Source organism: Pontibacter brevis (assembly GCF_054779655.1).
In genome coordinates this window covers 59,199-77,343 of sequence record NZ_BAAGXV010000021.1, presented here as the reverse complement: position 1 = coordinate 77,343, position 18,145 = coordinate 59,199, and the positions used below count along the sequence as shown (strand labels likewise).

15 protein-coding genes are annotated in these 18,145 nt (G+C 50.9%); 9 read left to right on the top strand and 6 right to left on the bottom strand.

Annotation, left to right across the window (positions count from 1 at the left end; all coding sequences use genetic code 11):
• Positions 1 to 105 precede the first annotated feature (105 nt).
• Both ACYVB1_RS05730 and ACYVB1_RS05725 read right to left on the bottom strand, forming a co-directional pair.
• On the bottom strand, positions 106 to 1,269 hold the full coding sequence (locus tag ACYVB1_RS05730) for an MFS transporter (protein ID WP_460921590.1): 1,164 nt from the start codon (positions 1,267 to 1,269) through the stop codon (positions 106 to 108).
• A gap of 246 nt (positions 1,270 to 1,515) precedes the next feature.
• Positions 1,516 to 2,034, bottom strand: coding sequence for a hypothetical protein (locus tag ACYVB1_RS05725; protein ID WP_460921587.1), 519 nt, complete (start codon positions 2,032 to 2,034; stop codon positions 1,516 to 1,518).
• 82 nt (positions 2,035 to 2,116) lie between these two features.
• On the opposite strand from ACYVB1_RS05725, the gene ACYVB1_RS05720 reads away from it, so the two are divergent.
• The gene (locus ACYVB1_RS05720; RefSeq protein WP_460921584.1) at positions 2,117 to 4,105 is read left to right on the top strand and encodes a peptidylprolyl isomerase; all 1,989 of its coding nucleotides are present in this window, start codon (positions 2,117 to 2,119) and stop codon (positions 4,103 to 4,105) included.
• Positions 4,102 to 4,533, top strand: a complete 432-nt coding sequence (locus ACYVB1_RS05715; RefSeq protein WP_460921581.1) for a VOC family protein — start codon at positions 4,102 to 4,104, stop codon at positions 4,531 to 4,533. The genes ACYVB1_RS05720 and ACYVB1_RS05715 overlap by 4 nt, the downstream gene beginning before the upstream one ends.
• Before the next feature lie 304 nt (positions 4,534 to 4,837).
• Here ACYVB1_RS05715 and ACYVB1_RS05710 read toward each other — a convergent pair whose 3' ends face one another.
• Complete coding sequence (locus ACYVB1_RS05710; RefSeq protein ID WP_460921578.1) at positions 4,838 to 5,500, bottom strand: thioredoxin family protein; 663 nt, start codon at positions 5,498 to 5,500, stop codon at positions 4,838 to 4,840.
• 230 nt (positions 5,501 to 5,730) lie between these two features.
• On the opposite strand from ACYVB1_RS05710, the gene ACYVB1_RS05705 reads away from it, so the two are divergent.
• From ACYVB1_RS05705 to ACYVB1_RS05695, 3 genes are all read left to right on the top strand, one after another.
• Entirely contained in the window at positions 5,731 to 6,177 is a 447-nt protein-coding gene (locus ACYVB1_RS05705) for an NAD(P)H-binding protein (RefSeq protein ID WP_460921575.1), read from the top strand.
• Positions 6,178 to 6,307: 130 nt separating this feature from the next.
• Complete coding sequence (locus ACYVB1_RS05700) at positions 6,308 to 6,691, top strand: DUF6334 family protein (RefSeq protein ID WP_460921572.1); 384 nt, start codon at positions 6,308 to 6,310, stop codon at positions 6,689 to 6,691.
• Between the two features lie 25 nt (positions 6,692 to 6,716).
• On the top strand, positions 6,717 to 8,141 hold the full coding sequence (locus ACYVB1_RS05695) for an alpha/beta hydrolase family protein (protein WP_460921569.1): 1,425 nt from the start codon (positions 6,717 to 6,719) through the stop codon (positions 8,139 to 8,141).
• 71 nt (positions 8,142 to 8,212) lie between these two features.
• Here ACYVB1_RS05695 and ACYVB1_RS05690 read toward each other — a convergent pair whose 3' ends face one another.
• The 3 genes from ACYVB1_RS05690 to yidD all read right to left on the bottom strand — a co-directional run bounded on the left by ACYVB1_RS05690 (position 8,213) and on the right by yidD (position 10,877).
• On the bottom strand, positions 8,213 to 8,908 hold the full coding sequence (locus tag ACYVB1_RS05690; RefSeq protein WP_460921566.1) for an ABC transporter ATP-binding protein: 696 nt from the start codon (positions 8,906 to 8,908) through the stop codon (positions 8,213 to 8,215).
• Positions 8,909 to 8,971: 63 nt separating this feature from the next.
• Entirely contained in the window at positions 8,972 to 10,450 is a 1,479-nt protein-coding gene (locus ACYVB1_RS05685) for a DUF5687 family protein (protein ID WP_460921563.1), read from the bottom strand.
• Between the two features lie 205 nt (positions 10,451 to 10,655).
• A complete protein-coding gene (gene yidD / locus ACYVB1_RS05680) occupies positions 10,656 to 10,877 on the bottom strand; it encodes a membrane protein insertion efficiency factor YidD (RefSeq protein WP_460921560.1) in 222 nt (73 codons plus the stop codon).
• Positions 10,878 to 10,974: 97 nt separating this feature from the next.
• Between yidD and ACYVB1_RS05675 the strand changes: the two genes are divergently transcribed.
• From ACYVB1_RS05675 to ACYVB1_RS05660, 4 genes are all read left to right on the top strand, one after another.
• The gene (locus ACYVB1_RS05675; RefSeq protein WP_460921557.1) at positions 10,975 to 13,305 is read left to right on the top strand and encodes a S46 family peptidase; all 2,331 of its coding nucleotides are present in this window, start codon (positions 10,975 to 10,977) and stop codon (positions 13,303 to 13,305) included.
• Positions 13,306 to 13,665: 360 nt separating this feature from the next.
• Positions 13,666 to 14,508, top strand: a complete 843-nt coding sequence (locus tag ACYVB1_RS05670; RefSeq protein ID WP_460921554.1) for a PorV/PorQ family protein — start codon at positions 13,666 to 13,668, stop codon at positions 14,506 to 14,508.
• Between the two features lie 96 nt (positions 14,509 to 14,604).
• A complete protein-coding gene (locus ACYVB1_RS05665) occupies positions 14,605 to 16,695 on the top strand; it encodes a ComEA family DNA-binding protein (RefSeq protein WP_460921551.1) in 2,091 nt (696 codons plus the stop codon).
• Between the two features lie 174 nt (positions 16,696 to 16,869).
• The gene (locus ACYVB1_RS05660; RefSeq protein WP_460921548.1) at positions 16,870 to 18,138 is read left to right on the top strand and encodes an IPT/TIG domain-containing protein; all 1,269 of its coding nucleotides are present in this window, start codon (positions 16,870 to 16,872) and stop codon (positions 18,136 to 18,138) included.
• The last annotated feature ends 7 nt before the right edge of the window (positions 18,139 to 18,145 follow it).

Below are 18,145 nucleotides of genomic sequence, written 5' to 3'. Positions count from 1 at the left end.
TGCTTCCCTGGCTTTTAGTCCCGGCGGGCCTTTCAATACATACCGCAGATGTATTTAGTGACACATGGTATTGCTTTCCCTTTCTGGCTTTCTACGTCTCCTTACTTATTGCTTCCTTACAAACAGCATGAGGTATAAAAAGGACACAAGCGAGAAAGCAGCTGAGAGCCAGAAAACGAGTGTAAAGTTACTCGCCTCATTATTGTACAGCCACCCCGAGCATAGCGCACCGACGCCAATGCCTGCCTCCAGGGCAATATACATGGTCGCCATAGCACGCCCCCGGTGTGCCTCATGCGCCAGGTCAATGGTCCAGGCATAGATAGTTGGAGAATTCATACCCTGCGCCACCCCAAACACAATACCTGCTAACAGCAATTCTGTAGGCGACGACACCAAACCAATAAAGACCATAGCCAATGTAAGCAGACTGGTGCTGGCACGCAGCACCGTTACGCGCCCATATTTGTCGGAGGCGCGGCCGGCCAGAAACCGGATGGCCAGGGAAGCCAGTGTGAAGCTAGTGAAAAAGAGACCTTTGTTCCGGATGCCCAGGTGCTCACTAAAGTCCGGGATAATAGTGAGAATAGTACCGTAGGCAAAGGTAGAAAACAGCATCACGATGGAAGGGGCCAGTACGCGTGGCTCAAAGATCTCGCTTCTTGATATTCTGAGCAACCCCATCCGGAAGCGATGCGGGTTGTCCAGTGTTTCATGCATCCGCACCAGCACCCCTACCGACAAAAAAGCAGCCAGCGAGGAAGCATAGAACATTGTATCCACGGAAAACTGGTTTGCGATAGCGCCGCCTGCTGCCGGTCCGGCGGCCATTCCCAAACTGCCGGAGAGACCTATAAGCCCCATCGCCTCCCCACGCCGCCCTACCGGCACCACATCGGCCACATAGGCTGCCGTGCCCGTTGGTGTAAAACCTGTAGAAAAGCCATGCATAAAGCGCAGGAGCAGAAAGGCCGCGACTGTGCCTGTAAGCGGGTACAGGAAACCGGCCACCACGCAAACTGCCCCACCCACAATCATCACAGGTATGCGCCCGATCTTATCTGCCAGCGTACCGCTAAATGGCCTCGACAGGCCTGCTGTAAGCGTGAAGAGAGAAATGATCAGGCCTTTATACTCTGCACCGCCCAGACTACTCAGGTAGTCCGGCAGCTCCGGGATGATCATATTAAAACTCGCGAAGAACAGAAAAGAACTCAGGCAAAGTAGCCCAAACTGCACTCCATACACCCGCGAAAGCTGTTCTGCCATACTCTTTGTTTCAGGCTGCAAAGGTGGCAAACCTTCTGCTGCCACACCACCCATACCGCAAAAACATTTAAAGAAATGCCTGTTGCGGCTGACAAAGAACTACCAGGTACGGCATAATGAAGTAGCGCTTAAGAACGGGCAGGGAAAGAAACGGCGACAGATAAAGCCAAAAAAGCTACGTTATTATTGCTGGCTGCCAACAAAAGAAAAAACACACTGCCTGGCAGGAGAATATGCGATAGGATTTTACTGCAGCATAATCTCTTTTCGCTGCACCATCTCCCGGATTTGCGCTTTTACCTGCTGCAGCACTTCCTCGTTTTGTATTCGCGCCAGGTTTATATCGTGCTCTTCCTCATTCTTAAGAATGAATTTCACCCTGTAGGGTTCGATGTGCACTACATCTACCTCTGCCCAGTCAAACTCATGCTCCTTTTGCCGAAACTTGGCACGGTAGCACACTCCCTCCTCTGTCAGGGTGAGGTGCCGGCGGTATTTCGGTTTGCGGTCGAGCCAGATGGTAAAGAAATAGTAAGCAGGAATGAGCAGGTTAACCAGGAAAACGAGCACCAGTTCGACGGTATACATCTGGGAAACAGCAAGGTGCACCAAAAAGCCCAGTTGCACGGCTACGGCAGCAAGAGCCAGCAACATCAGGCGTTGTTCTGCTTTAGACTTTGGCTTGTAAGCTCCTTTAAAAAGCCTGACACTTATTTCCTGCATGAGCAACAGCGGGTTGTTTAGATTAAAAATAAATAATTTCAATCGTATATCAAAATTATACCTGCTGCAGCCCCCCTCCTTGTACAGGCCCTCTTCCGGATTTTCTTTATCTTCAGGGCTCCATATGAACAGAAAAATGAAATACCGCTATACCTGGGTGTTTGCCCTTGGTGCACTTTCGGCTTGCCAGTACCTGCCCTTAAAACGTTCAGAAGCCCCGGTGGCCTTCAATAAGTTTGGAGATACTACGCTGCAGCAAATTTATACCTTGCAGGACGAGCGCAACACCGCCGAACTGCTGCCATACCTGCACCATAATTCACCAAAGTACCGCACCGAAGCAGCCCTGGCTTTTGCCTCTGTACAGGATACGCTGGCTGTACCTTCCCTCCTGCAGCTATTGGCAGACACAGCCGTAGCCGCACGAAAAGCAGCCGCTTATGCTCTGGGTCAGATTGGCCACGCCAAGGCTGAAAACGACCTTATACAGTACCTGCAGCAAGAGCACAATCCTGCTGTGCAGGCCGAGTTGCTGGAAGCTTTGGGCAAAGTAGCCACCCCTGCCGGTGCCGTGTTTCTGAACCGTTATACACCTGCCAGCCCAGCTACAAAAGCCGGTCAGGCCTGGGGCCTGTACCGTGCAGGGCAACGCCAGCAGGTAACACAGCAGGGTACAGCAGAAGCAGTACACCTGGTGGCGGCCGACAACCCCTATGATGCCCGTCTGGCAGCAGCACACTACCTGGCCCGCACCCCCAAAATAGACCTGACGCCTTACCGCCGCCAACTGCTTACGGCAGCCACTTCCGACGAAGCACCTGAAGTACGCATGGCTGTTGCCCATTCGCTGGCGAAGGTGAGAGCAACCGACAAGGCGCAGTTCCTGTCCACCATCGCACAGAGCGATCCGGACTATCGCGTGCGCCTGAGTGCAATAAGAGCCATGAGTGGCCTGGAGTTTAAAAAAATAGAACCTGCCGTGCTCGCTGCTCTGCAGGATGAGAACATAAACACCGCGGTGGCTACCTCTGAGTTTCTGGTGGCAAATGCTGCCGGTGTAGAAGTAGCGTCCCTGCTGCAGATACTTACGCAGCTGCAGGATGCCCGTGTGCGCGGAAACGTTATTTGGGTGATTCTGCACAACAGCCAGCCGCAGAGCAAAGCCCTTTTGAACAGCCGCTATAAGCAACAGTACCAGCATGCCCGCAGCGCCTACGACAAAGCGCACCTGCTAAAGGCGCTCTCCGGCTACTACGACAACTACAGCTTTATTGCGGAGGAAATGTTTGCAGCACAGGAACCTGTCATCGCCACCACGGCCATGGATGCCCTCATCCTGATGCGCCAGCAGCCTGATTTCCCCAGAAGCCTGGAAAGTGAGTTTGCACAGATATTCAGAAAAGCTGTCGGAACAGGGGATGTGGCCTTGGTGGGAATGGCCGCCGCCGCTATCCGCGACCCTAAACTGAACCTGCGTAACCACTACCGTAGCTTCGACTTTCTGGTGCAGGCACAGCAAAAACTGCAGCTGCCCCGCGACATGGAAACAAACATAGAGCTGCAGAAAACCCTTGACTTCCTGAACAACAGAGAAGAAAGCATTGCACCGCAGAACCCATTCACCCACCTTATTGACTGGGCGCTGGTAAAAAGCATTCCGGCAGACCAGCAGGTGGTGATACATACAGAAAAAGGGGCCATCACCCTGCAGTTGTTTGTAGAGGATGCCCCTGGTTCTGTTGCGAACTTTGTAGACTTAGTTAATCAAGACTTCTTCGACGGGCTCTACTTCCACCGGGTGGTGCCTAATTTTGTGGCGCAGGGCGGCGACAAGCGCGGCGACGGCTGGGGCAGCTCTGACTATTCTATCCGTTCCGAATTTGCACCACTGCGCTACGGCGAGGGCTACGTAGGCATGGCCTCAGCAGGTAAAGACACAGAAAGTAACCAGTGGTTTATCACCCACTCCCCTACACCACACCTCGACGGCCGCTATACCATTTTTGCGAAAGTAGTAGACGGAATGCCGGTCGTGCACCAGCTGGAAGTAGGTGACAGGATTACGGATATTGCCCTGAAGAAACCGGTACTAAACCAGGTAAGCAAAAAATGATAGAGGATTGGCCGGAAAGCCTGCCGGTGGCACAGGTACGCGTGGCACGCCCAACCGACAAGCTGCAGGAAGTGGAACGGTTTTACTGCGAGGGCATTGGCCTGAGAAAACTTGGTTCTTTCGAGAACCACCAAGGGTATAATGGTATCATGATAGGCCTGCCCGGCTTATCATACCACCTTGAATTTACGCAGCATGCAGCCGGCAGCCCCTGCCCTGCCCCCTCCCGCGATAACCTGCTGGTACTCTACCTACCAGATGAAGCACGTATCAGGCTGATTGTGCAGCGGTTGGAAGAAATGGGACACCCGGAGGTAGCGCCGGAGAATCCCTACTGGAAGCACAAAGGCGCCATAACCGTAGAAGACCCCGATGGCTGGCGGCTGGTACTCATGCCTACGGCGGGTATTGGCACAGAAAAGACGTAAATAACAAATTGCCCACACATAACCATCAGCCCTGGCGCGGGAATCTACGAGTCTCCAGATTCGCTGGTGCAAAGAGTTACGTTACGAAGCATTTTAAGAAACATATTCTTCTCCGTTGTTGGTGTTTTAGCCGTTGTTAGTGTTTTCACCAACGACCAACCTGCAGAAGCTACAGCACTAAACAACGAAGGATACTTTGAACAAGACCATACTATTGTCCCGACACAAAGAGAGATGACAATTCCTACTGAAACAGGAAGGGCGATACCATGGTATCGCCCTTCCTGTTTCAGTAGGTACGTGCTTACGAGCAGCGCTCTACCAGCCGGTCTTCCGGAGAAGTGAGCTGCGCCCAGTTGCGGAGCAGGCACTTAAACTCCTGCTGCAGCGTACGGCTACGGTCTTTGGCGTACCAGCCGTGCAGCTTCTCTGCCATTTCTTTGAAAGGGAGGCTGTTCGCCTTTGCGTCCTCTACCAACTGCTGGGCCGGTTCAGGGCGTGGTCCCCATGTTCCTAATACCTCCAGTGTCTCCGTATCCAGCGCAATCAGCTTTGGAATAGAACGGGTGCCGTTTGTCAGGTAAGCATCCATTATGGCAGGGTGCTCATCGCGCAGCAGCAGTTTTACTTCTATAAGTGGAGAAGCATCCGCAATCTTGGCAATCGCCGGAATGTTTTGCGCTGCATCCCCGCACCATGCTTCTGTGAGCACGACCCAGGTCATCTTATTTTCCACACTCAAAAGCAGCTGCACTATCTCATCATCCAGCACAGCCGTCTTTTCCATGCGGTACATACGGTGCATGTTCATACGGGTGTATTCTACCATTTCCTCTGAATGATTGTCGCCGGTGGTTTTGCCTTCCGCAAGCAAACGGTCAATCATCTCAAGGTACTGCATGTAAGAGATGGCTTTTGCAAGATGCTCGTGTGTGATAGGTGTTTTCGCTAAAAGTGTATCAGTCATATTATGAATAGATTGGTTTCTCTTGTTTTGATTATATTCTACTAACTATATATTACAGCCAACAGCATAGAATAGTTCCTGCAGCCTTAGCTCCTGCAGCAAAGCCTTTGCAGCCAGGGCCACGTTTTTATTATTGTTTGCGCGATTGGTCAAGTGGTTTGCGGCATCTGTCAACTTCTAAACCTATCGGTACACATACCTTTGTACCATTACCTTATAACCACAGGAACATGGCTACCAATACCTTCAGATTTTTAGTGCTCGGCGGAACAGGCAGTATCGGATATGCCCTTACACAAGAGCTTTTGCAGCACCAGGAGCAGGTAACCCTGCTGGTACGAAACAGGCAGAAGGCGGCAAAGCTATTTGGCCACTGGCCTACGTTACAGCTGATAGAAGGAGATGCACAGGACGGTGAACTGCTAAAAGCACTGGGAGCAGAAGCAACGCACATCTTCCACGGGATAAACTACCCTTACGGGAAGTGGCAAAACAACATGGAGCGTGTAACGCAAAACATGATTGAGGCCGCGGCCATAAACAAATATACCATTTTTTTCCCGGAAAGCATATATGATTCTGGATTGATTGCCACTATCACCGAGGCTACGCCTCCTCAACCCACTACTAAAAAGGGAGCCATACGCGCCAGCCTGGAGCAGGTGCTGCAGCAGTAATCCAACCGACGGGGCGCTGAGGGAAGAGTTTCCTGAGTCATAGTATGAGCCGTATGATGATGTAAAAAAAGATTGCCAAAACAGATGCTGCTATAGTTGAGTAAAGTATAATGCCATACCTTCGGATTAAATGGAAAGTACTGTAGATTTAGATGCCCTGATAGGAAAAGAAGTGCTCAATGCCTTTGCTTTAAATGACCTGCAATTGGGTTGGTTGCAGCAGGTGGTTTTTCGGTTGGAGGACGCTTACCTGATTGTTGCGGTGGATGAGGATACTGATGAAGTAACAATTTGTATGCAGCCGGAGCTTGATTTCGAGGAGCTGGAACAGCAGTTCAGCAGAACCCAAATCTCCAACCAACGCAAGAAAATCAACTGGATGTGGCGTATGACCAACCAGCGCGGCTACGAAGATGGTTTTCAGCTGGAGTTTGATGATATGGAAGGAACAACAGTGCAGTTGGTGGCAGAGGCATCGCAGTTAAAGCTTTACATCTTTCAGCGGTACCGGTAAAAATTTAAATGCATCCAAATAAACTATGTTAAACCGACACCTCCTCTCTTTATTCCTTCTTATACTTTCTACCGGCACCGCACTGGCCAGGCAGGCACAGCAGCACGGGCCTGTTACTGGCGACTGGAGTGGCTCTCTCAGCGTTATGGGAACAGAGCTGCCCATCATCTTCCACATCAGTGCCGCCCCGGATGGCACCCTCTCCGCCACCATGGACAGCCCCAAGCAAGGCGCTAACGGTATTCCGGTACAGTCGGTGCGGCTGGTGCAGGACAGCTTGTACATCGACATAAAAGCTATTGGCGGAGCCTATGCAGGGAAGCTAACAAGCCCTGAGACGATAGACGGGCAATGGAAGCAGTCCGGGCAGGCCTTTGCGCTGCCACTGCAAAAAGGTACCGTCACACAGACCGCAACACGCCCGCAGGAGCCAACCCCGCCGTATCCCTACCAGAACAAGGAAGTAACTGTGCAGAACAAAGCCGCTGGTATTTCGTTGGCTGGCACACTTACCATACCACAAGGCAGTGGTCCGCACCCGGCCGTGCTGCTCCTCAACGGCTCCGGCCCACAAGACCGCGATGCAACCTTGATGGGACATAAGCCTTTCCTGGTTCTCGCCGATTACCTTACCCGCCAGGGCTTTGCAGTGCTGCGCATTGATGATCGTGGCGTCGGTAAATCATCCGGTAACTTTGCCACATCTACCACAGAGGACTTTGCTTCTGACGCAGCGGCTGCTTATGCCTTTTTAAAAAACTTTAAGGGTATCAACCACCGGAAAGTAGGCTTGCTAGGGCACAGTGAGGGTGCCCTGGTAGCAGCACAGGTAGCTGCAGACAATCCGCTGGCGGCTTTTGTCGTATTGCTGGCAGGCAGTGCCGTGCCAGGTACTGAGTTACTACTGGCACAAAACAAAGCCTTGTTGCAAAACGCAGGTGTGTCGGAAAGGCAACTTCGGCAGTACCTGAGCCTTCGGGAGGCACAGTTTAACATCGCTGCCACAGAAAGAGATATAGTAAGAGCCGCCGAGCTGATAAGGAAACTGGAGCAGGAGGCAAAGACGACGCTGACGACGCAGGAGCAACAGCAACTCGGACTGACGACGCAAAGTGAACAGGCAGTGGTGGACCAGCTCAGTTCGCCCTGGATGCGCTATTATCTCGCCTACGACCCAGCCCCCACCCTAAGGAGGCTGAAGATGCCCGTGCTGATGCTCTACAGTACCAAAGACCTGCAGGTGCCCTATCAGGAGAACATGGCAGCAGCCAAAAGGGCGCTGAGAGGCGGCGGCAACAGGGAATATACCATTATGGAGCTACCAAACCTCAACCACCTCTTCCAGACAGCCAAAACCGGCGGACCTGCAGAGTATGGGCAACTGGAGGAGACGTTTGCTCCAGCAGCACTGGAAGTAATCGGAGACTGGATGAAGAGAATAGCAAGATAGCAAATCGGAGAGAGTTGCTTCGTTCCTAAATATGGAAGGGACTTCTGACTTACCTGAAGGTGGCAAGCCACCTATACCGTAAAATAAGTTTCCAGCTCGGTAAGTGTATTTTCAGTCGTTTGCATGTCCTGCACCAGCTGCCCTTTTTCCATCACTACAATGCGCCCGCATACTTCAATGACGTGGCTCAGGTCGTGGCTGGAGATAAGCAGGGTGATACGTTTCTGCTCGCGCAGGCTTTTGAGCAGGTTCTTCAGGCGTATCTGGGAACTGGGATCCAGGTTGGCAAAGGGCTCATCCAGTATCAGCAGCTCCGGATCAGAGAGGGCGGCAGCGGCTACGCCTATCTTCTTCTGGTTGCCCTTTGAGAAGTCGCGGATGTATTTTCGCTGGTTCAGGACTTCACCGTTAAAGAAATCCATGAAGGGCAGCAAACGCTCTGTAACGTCTCCGTCTGACAAACCGTGCAGGTCGCCGATAAACTTGAAGTACTCTTCGGCGGTCAGGTAATCTATCAGGAAACCTTCGTCCAGGTGCGAACCGGTGTACTCCTTCCAGTCTTCAGACTTCGACACGTTGGTGCCTTTGCTGTACATCTCGCCTTTGCTGGGGCGGATAAGGTCCAGCACCATCCGGAAAAGCGTGGTTTTACCCGCCCCGTTGTTACCCACCACACCTACTGCCTCACCGGTGGCAATGGTTAACGCTGGTATATGCACGACAACGGTGCCGTTGTAGCTTTTCTCGATGTTCCTTACCTCTATCATGGACTGGGGTGATTTGTTTAAGTGATGACTCTAAGATGAATGTTTTTGCTTGTGCAGAAAGCTTTAAGCCTGCCGGAAACCGGCTGCCAGCTTATATTTATGCTGTACAAACCGCCCGGCTGTCCAGTGCAGCAAGGGCTTATGAAAGATAATCCCTACCAGGCCTGTCAACCCAATGGCAACTACGCCTACATAAGGCACTCCCATCAAGCCAAAAGGAGCATAAAGAAGCGAAGGCAATACCAGCAGAGGCAGGGTCATCAGGAACTTAGAGGCACCCACGCCCTGCCAGTTAAAAGCAGAACTTTTGCTCAGGTCCAGCCGGCTTCTGTTGTAGACAGAGAAGTAAAATATGACGAATACGTTCACGCCAATATTAAAAAGCATGGCCGCTGTGTTGACAAGAAAAATTTGATAGCCAAAGATAGCCCCGTAAGGCAGCGTCAGGATGTAAACAAGGGCGACAGTAGGCACAAAAATCCAGAACTTGGCAGCGTAGAACTGGTAGGGGGAAATGCGCCTCGTCAGCAGGGCATCGAAATGCGCGCTCTGCCAGCCCGGCACAAACTGCCCAAAATTGAATACCGGCATGCCTGTCATGGCTATTCCCACAAAAATATACATGGCAAAGTCGTTCTGGTAATTATCTTTACCATAGAAAATAAAGCCATAGAACAAGAAGATAACTGACATCATTACCGCTGACTTAGAACGCTTGTGCCGCCAGATAAGCTTTAGCTCTAACTCTATCAGTTTCCCTAGTTCGCCGAATCGATTCAGGAAGGCAATACCTTTCCCCTCTACCCGCTTGTTTTCGCGCACCCTTAGCTCCTCGGGATACGTGTGAGCCTTCAGGAAATTGTAATTGAGTACGTATACACCCGCCAGCAAAAGCACTGGCACCGCTACCGGCCAGGGCTCTAGCAGCAGCGCACCGAAAACGACTCTTGAAGCAGCATAAAGTGAAAAGACGCCGGCATAGTCCAGTAGCATGAGCCCGGCTACCCCAATCCCAAACAGCAAGGTTAGCATGGGTTTGCTGCTGAGCTGCCGTTTGAAATAAACCAGCAGGAAATTATTCACAAAAGTGAGGGCCGTGGCGGCAAGGAGCCAGGCAAGCGCAGCACCGGCTCCATATGCCGGGATCACCGCCGACAGCATAAAGGGCACAAATATCAGCAGGAAGAGCAGGTTGAAAATGCTCGGCACCGACTTCAGCAGCACAAAGTGGATGAGCTTCTGCTTCGGGATGGGCAGGTGCAGGTAAGGCTGCACAGCCAACACCGGCAGCTCCTGCATCATAAACCGGAAGAATAGGTCAATGAGGAAGTAAAACAGCAAAGCCCCATTAAAGATGGCTACAGGTGGCTGCTCCGGGTATGCCTTGGCCAGAATGGTGTGCAGGTTATATCCAAGAAACAGAAAAATCGCACCGAAATAAAGAACCAGCAGTGCCAGGATAATGTTGAGCACGATGCTCTTTTGAAAGACAGGTGAGCGGCTGTTTGCTTTCCACTGGTGCGACAGTAAGGTTAGGAGCATATAGATTTGGCGGGAATTTTATTGATTTCTAAATATGCCCAGAAATACCAGAAAACCCAAGCTATACGCCAGTCTTTAGACGAATCAAAGGAAAAAATACACTTACAGGCATAAGTCCTAATAAAAGCTTTATAAATTTCTTAAAGTGATGTGTGTTTTACATGCTTCGCAAACAGCACATAAACAGGCCGGCCTACTTCGGTGGCTATTTCACCGGGTCATGCCCGCTCCCTCCCCAGGGGTGGCAACGGCCAATGCGCTTCAGCGCCATCCAGCCACCTGTAAAGGGGCCATACTTGCCTATAGCCTCCACGGCGTATTGCGAGCAGGTGGGGGTATAGCGGCAGGCGGAAGGCGTCAGCGGCGATATCATGTGCTGGTATACCCAGATAAGCGCCAGCATCATTTTCTTCAGTATCCAGGACATGGTTTGGTTTTTGCAGCGGCCTACAAGCCTAACAATTGTTAGGAGCCGTAATAATTTATTAAATTTGCAATAGTTTAATTCATCTAAACAAATTTCGATGTTAAAAAGAATCCTCTCACTCTTACTTTTAGTTTCGCTGAGCGCGCCTTTTGCCGCAAAAGCAGACGAAGGTATGTGGCTGCCCATGCTTATCAAGCGTCTGAACCATACAGACATGCAGAAGCAGGGCCTGCAGCTGACTGCCGAAGAAATCTACTCTGTTAATAACTCCAGCCTGAAAGACGCCATTGTGCAGTTTGGCGGTTTCTGTACCGGGGAGTTCATCTCGCCGGAAGGCTTGCTTTTAACTAACCACCACTGTGGCTACGGCGCTATCCAGTCACATTCTGCTCCGGAGCACGATTACCTAACCGACGGCTTCTGGGCCACATCCAAAGACCAGGAACTACCGAACGAAGGCCTGTTCGTGGACATTCTGGTGCGTATGGATGACGTAACCGGCAAAGTGCTGGAAGGTATCGACAACAACACACCGGAAGATCAGCGCAGCCAGCTGGTAGCACAGCGTGTGCAGGCCCTGGCAAAAGAGGCCAGCAACAACGGGGAGTACGTAACCTACGTGCGCGACTTCTTTAACGGCAATGAGTTTTACCTGTTTGTGTACAACCGCTACTCTGATGTGCGCCTGGTAGGTGCACCGCCCTCTTCTATCGGTAAGTTTGGTGGCGACACCGACAACTGGATGTGGCCACGCCACACCGGCGACTTCTCGATGTTCCGTGTGTACATGAGCCCGGACGGGAAGCCTGCTGCTTACTCAGATAAGAACGTGCCTTACAAGCCAAAGCACCACCTGCCGATTAACATTGCAGACAAAGAGCCGGGAGATTTCTCGATGGTATTCGGTTTCCCTGGCCGCACCAAGCGCTTCATGACCTCGCACGGCCTGAAACTGGAAGTAAACCAACTGAACAAGTCGCGCATTAAGCTGCGTGAGCAGAAGCTTGCGCTGTGGAAAGAAGACATGGACAAAGATCCGGCTACCCGCATTAAGTATGCATCTAAGTACGCTTCTACGGCCAATTACTATAAGTACTCTATTGGCCAGAACGAAGGCATCAAGCGCATGCGCACCATCGAAGGAAAAATAGTGGACGAGGACAAGTTCCAGAACTGGGCCAACAGTGGCGATGCAACGCGCAAATCTACTTACGGCAATGTGCTGAACGAGATTAACGATGCGTATGCCAACATCGAAAAGTATAACCTGGGAACGGTGTACCTGAACGAGGCAGTGCTGGGTGTGGAGTCGCTGCTGATGGCTTACCGCCTGACGCCACTCTACAACACGCTGAATTCCAACAACCCTGCTGCTGTACAGAAAGCAGTGGAAGATATCATGCCACGCGTGGAGTCTCACTTTAAAGATTACCATGCTCCTTCTGACAAAAAAGTATTCGCGGCTTTAATGAAGAACTACTACGAGGACATCCCGAAGGAGCAGCAGCCGGAAGAGTTCAAGAAGCTTGTGCAGAAGCACAAAGGCGATTTCCAGAAACTGGCGGACTATGTGTACAACAACTCTATGGTGGTGTCGGAGCAGAAAACACGCGAGTTCCTGAAGAACAACCCGACGCAGAAGAAACTGGAGAATGATCCGGCCTTCCAGATTGTAAACAGCATCATCAACAACTACAGAAACAACATTGCCCCTGCCCTGGCAGAAAGCAATGCGAAGCTGGACAGAGCAAACCGTTTATATGTAGCTGGTCTGCGCCAGATGCACCCGGACAAAGTGTTTTACCCGGATGCGAACTCTACTATCCGCCTGAGCTACGGTACTGTAAAAGACTATAGCCCGCAGGATGGTGTGCTGTACAACTACTATACTACCCTGGATGGCGTGATGGCCAAAGAAGACCCGAACAACGAAGAGTTCGTGGTGCCGGCTAAGCTGAAGCAGTTGTACCAGGCAAAAGACTACGGTCGCTATGCCAACTCTAAAGGTGAACTGGTAACCGACTTCATCACCGACAATGACATTACGGGCGGTAATTCCGGTTCTCCAGTTATCAACGGACGCGGCGAACTGATTGGTCTTGCCTTCGACGGCAACTGGGAAGCCATGACCGGCGACCTGGTATATGACCCGGACTACAAGCGCTGCATCAACATGGACTCCCGTTACCTGTTGTTCCTGATTGACAAGTTTGCAGGTGCCACCAACCTGATCAATGAAATGACGATTGTGGACAATGAGAACCCGGGTGCCGGCGACGCGGCCACGGCTGAAGCGAAGACTCCGCAAGGCGAGCTGCTGCAGGCAACCATAGAAGAAGCAAACCAGAAGCTCCGCAACGGCAATACAGACTTCAAGATTGAGAAGAAGAATGGCAAAGCCAAGGTAAAACTGCAGGTGAAAGACTAAAGCAACTTAAGCATTGTGGCTTATCTAAAAAGAAAGGCGCTGGGGTTCCCCAGCGCCTTTCTTTTTGTCTTATTTCATACACGTTGGATGATGTTCAAAATACTCTTTTGGGAATTTTGAGCCTTAGTTCTACGTTGTGTTCACCCACTCAAGCACACACTTCCTCAGCTTAAGGTTAATACAAAAACAGGAACAGCAATAAGCTGTTCTTTCAAGCGGCTTACGTACCTAAATCCAATTTATACATCTATAAATATTAGCTCCAGAAGCCATATAAAGGCATTTTAAAAAATTTTGTTTTTAAAATGCAAATATTACAAAACGACACCCGTACTCCCAAAATATAAATCATATGAAAAAGTGATAAAGAAATCTTTATCAGGAACGCTTCTTATATTCGGATTCCTGCTGTTCTATAGCAGGGCAAATGCGCAGGCAGACGGGCCCTTGGGCGCACGGGCAGCCGCTTTGGGCAACGCTTCCGTTACCCTGACAGATGTGTGGGCATTGCATCAGAATGTGGCAGGCATTGCCGGCATAGATAAGCCCCAGGCAGGTGTTCATGCAGAGAACCGTTTCAGCGAACTCGCCTTTACCACTGTTGCCCTGCATGCCATTTACCCCACTACAGAGTATGGAACCTATGGCCTGAGTATAAGCAGGTTCGGCGATGCATTGTTCAGCCAGCAGCATGTGGGGCTGGGAATAGGTCATAAACTGGGGCAGTTCAGCCTCGGAGCGAAAGCAGATGTATGGCAGGTGGCTGTGAAAGAAAATGGCAGCCAGAAAGCCGTTGCCTTTTCAGCAGGTGTGCAGGGCGAGGTGATTCCCGGGCTGTACTTTGGTGCATACGCCTACAACCTGAACCAGGCCAGGCTGGCCTCATTTGAAGATGAGCGTTTGCCAACCATCATGAAAGCCGGTTTTTCGTACCGCCCAACGTCCCGGCTGCTCCTGGCCGCAGAAACAGAGAAGAACATTGACCACAACGCCGACTTTAAAGCAGGTGCCGAGTATGCGCTGCTACAGGAGAAGTTCGTACTTCGATCCGGCTTTAGTACGCTTACCCGCAAAGCCACCTTCGGCGCTGGCTTCAAAGCCCGGCAACTGCAGGTAGATTATGCCCTTGGCTCCACTACCCTGCTTGGCCTCAGCCAATATCTTTCCATCACCTATCAAATTGCAGCAATAAGAAACGAGTGAAATGACAGCGGGTAAATGTTTAGTAGCCTATAAGACAGGCGCTTCTCAAAAAAGAAGCACTATGGTATAAGTAAGCATTAGATTTTCCGATAGCCTATGGTTCAAAAATTACTGCTAAGCTGGATTACGTTTTGTCTTGTGTTGCCGCTGCAGGCGCAGGATTACGCACGCCAGAACATCGACCTTGACCTGCTGGTGCAGGAGCTCTTTGCAGAGCAGGATGATGAAACAGTGAACTACGAAGACTTCTACGAAACGCTTTTCCAGTATTACCAGCGCCCCATCGACCTCAACCATACCACGCCCGAGGAACTGGCCTCCCTTTACCTGCTTTCGCGCCCGCAGATTGCTTCCTTCTTCCAGTACATAGAACAAAACGGGAAACTCCTGAGCATTTATGAGCTACAGGCCATCCCTGACTTTGACCTGCTCACCATTTACCAGTTGCTCCCTTTTGTACGGGTGCAGGATGCAGGCCTCCAGGCAGACCAACGGCCGCTGTGGCAACGTGTAATCGGCGAAGACAACAACGCACTGGTGCTGCGGTATGAGCGCACGCTGCAGCAACGCCGGGGTTATGCACCAGTAGATACGACCAGCCGCTCTACTACCCGGTACCTGGGTTCCCCGAACAAACTGTTCCTGCGCTACCGCGTAAGCCACGCCCGCGACTACAGCTTTGGCATTACGGCAGAGAAAGACGCCGGAGAGGAGTTTACCTGGTCGCCCGGCACCCGCCGCTACGGATTCGATTACTACACGGCGCACCTGCAGCTATACAACAGGGGCAGGTTCAAAACAATAGCCCTCGGCGATTACCAATTGCAGTTCGGGCAGGGCCTGCTGCTCTCATCAGGCTATAGTGTGGGCAAAGGCAGCGAAACCATTACCACCGTGAGCAGGCCCAACCTGGGTATCCGGCCTTACAGTTCGGTGCTGGAGTATGCATTTCTGCGGGGAGCAGCAGTTACCTATACAGCAGGCAAAACAGACATCACCGGCTTTTACTCCGACAAAAGGGTGGATGCCAACCTGCAAGAACAACAAAACACGCTGAGCACCTTCAACAACTACTTCACCGGTATCCAAACCACCGGCTTCCACCGGACACCTACTGAACTGGCCAACAAACACCAGGTACGGGAACAGGTGTATGGGGCCAACGCCTCTTACCAGTCCCGTGATAAAGCTTTTTCAGCGGGCATTACCGCACTGGGCACCCACTACAGTTCTCCTATTCAGAAGGCCGGAGCACCTTACCAGCGTTTTGAGTTTAACGGTACCAGCAACTACAACATCGGCGTAAACTACAGCTACACCTGGCAGAACGTGTACCTGTTCGGGGAAACGGCTATGAGCAAGGGTGGTGGCGTAGGCAGCATCAACGGCCTTATCGCCAGCCTGGCCAATAACGTAGAGCTTTCGATGCTGTACCGCTATTATGCCCGTAATTTCCATACATTCTATGGCAACGCTTTTGGTGAGGGCACCCGCAACATCAATGAACAAGGCTTTTACACGGGCATCAAAATAAGACCTCTCCCCAAGTGGGAAATCACAGCTTACTATGACCGCTTCCGGTTTCCGTGGCTGCGCTACCTGGTGGACGCCCCCTCTTATGGTCATGAATATTTAGTGCGGCTGTACTTCAGGCCTAACCGGCAGAGCGGCCTTTATGCGCAGATGCGCTATGAGAGCAAGGGACGCAATGTACCAGGTAACGCCACCAACATAGACTATGTGGCACAGGCGGAGCGGCGTAATTACCTGGTCTACTACGAAACCACCCCTACCCGCACGCTGAACCTGAAATCGCGGGTGCAGTTCAGCACCTACAGCCAGGAGTCGCCGCGAACTACGGGATACCTGATTGCGCAGGATGTGAACTTTACTTTTAACAAAGTTCGCCTCAGTACCCGCTACGCCCTCTTCGACACCGACAGTTACAACACCCGCCAGTATGCCTATGAGCGCGACGTGCTAGGCGCTTTCTCTATTCCGGCATTCAGCGGCAGGGGCACCCGCCTCTATGCACTGCTGCAGTTCCGGCTCCTGCGCGAGCTCGATATCTGGGTAAAGTATGGAATAACGTACTACCGCAACCAGGACACCATCGGCTCTTTCCTTGAAACCATTGAAGGCCCCCGAAGGTCGGATGTAAAGGCGCAGTTGCGGTACAAATTTTAAGCGCGAACAGAATCAGCTATAGAAGTAATTCTGTTTGCGCTTAAAACTTATACCGATGCTTTTCCTACATGATTTATCAACAATAAAGCTTGAAAAGGGCAGTAAAAATATAGTTTCACAGAACGCTCTATATCTAAAAATATATGTATATAATTGTTACATAAGAACACCTACATGAACAAGTTATACCTGCTTCTTTTCTCTACTGTGGCATTCATGTCCTGTGACAAGGCTGATGCCCCCTCTTCTTCCTTAACTGTTTCATCTATATCCCCGGAGACAGGACCGACAGGAAGCATAGTAACAATTACAGGAACAGGTTTTAGCAGTACTTTAAGTGAGAACGAGGTTACTATAAATGATAAGCCTGCCAAAGTTATTACTGCTTCCTCAACCAGGTTAACGGTCACTGTTCCGGTAAGGGCGGGTAATGGCAATTTCAAAGTGAAAGCGAATGGAAGGAGTATAGAAAGCCAACAGTTCGGCTTTATTGCTACCGCAGCAGTTTCTACTCTCGCCGGGAGTACACGCGGCTTTGCAGACGGAACAGGAGCAGAGGCGCAATTTTCAGAAATTCCCCAAATAGCCGTGTCTCCCGATGGTTATCTTTATATTACCGATCAGAGCAATGATAAAATAAGGAAGGTTTCCCCGAGTGGGGAAGTCAGTACTTTCGTTGGTAGTACCCGTGGTCACACTGATGGAGTGGGTGCCAGCGCGCAACTTACTATTCCAAGCGGAATCGTTTTGGGCTCCAACGGAATCTTTTATGTTACGGATTTTCATACAATTCGCACCATTACTGCAGATGGCACTGTCAGAACGCTTGCAGGTGGTGTAAGTGGCTACGCTGATGGAACAGGAGCAGAAGCTCAATTTTCTGCCCCATTCAATATTGCCAGATCTCCTAATGGGGATTTGTTTGTTACTGATGCGAATAATCACAAAATCCGTAAGATTACGCCTAATGGAACTGTATCTACTTTAGCAGGAAGTGAAGCAGGATATGCAGATGGAGCCGGGTCTCAGGCAAGGTTCCTTCAGCCAAGAGGAATTGTTGTGGGAAAAGACAATAATTTATATGTAGTAGATTTTCATTCCAAAATCCGTAAGATCACCCCTGAAGGCGTTGTTAGTGCTATGACCGGGGGTGGTATCGGGTATACTGATGCCGATGTGACAACTGCACAGTTTAATGACCCTTTATCAATAGCTATAGCACCGGATGGCACTATATATGTTGCTGACACCAACAACCACCGGATTCGGATGATATCGCCAGAGGGTAAAGTCACTACCTTGGCCGGTAGCGAAAGAGGTTATCTTGATGGGCCAGGTGTGCAGGCAAAGTTTAGTTGGCCCTCGGCTTTAGCTCTAGTCTCAGATAGTATTTTGTACGTTTCAGAAACGGGAAACTACAAAATAAGAAAAATAATACTTTGATAGACTT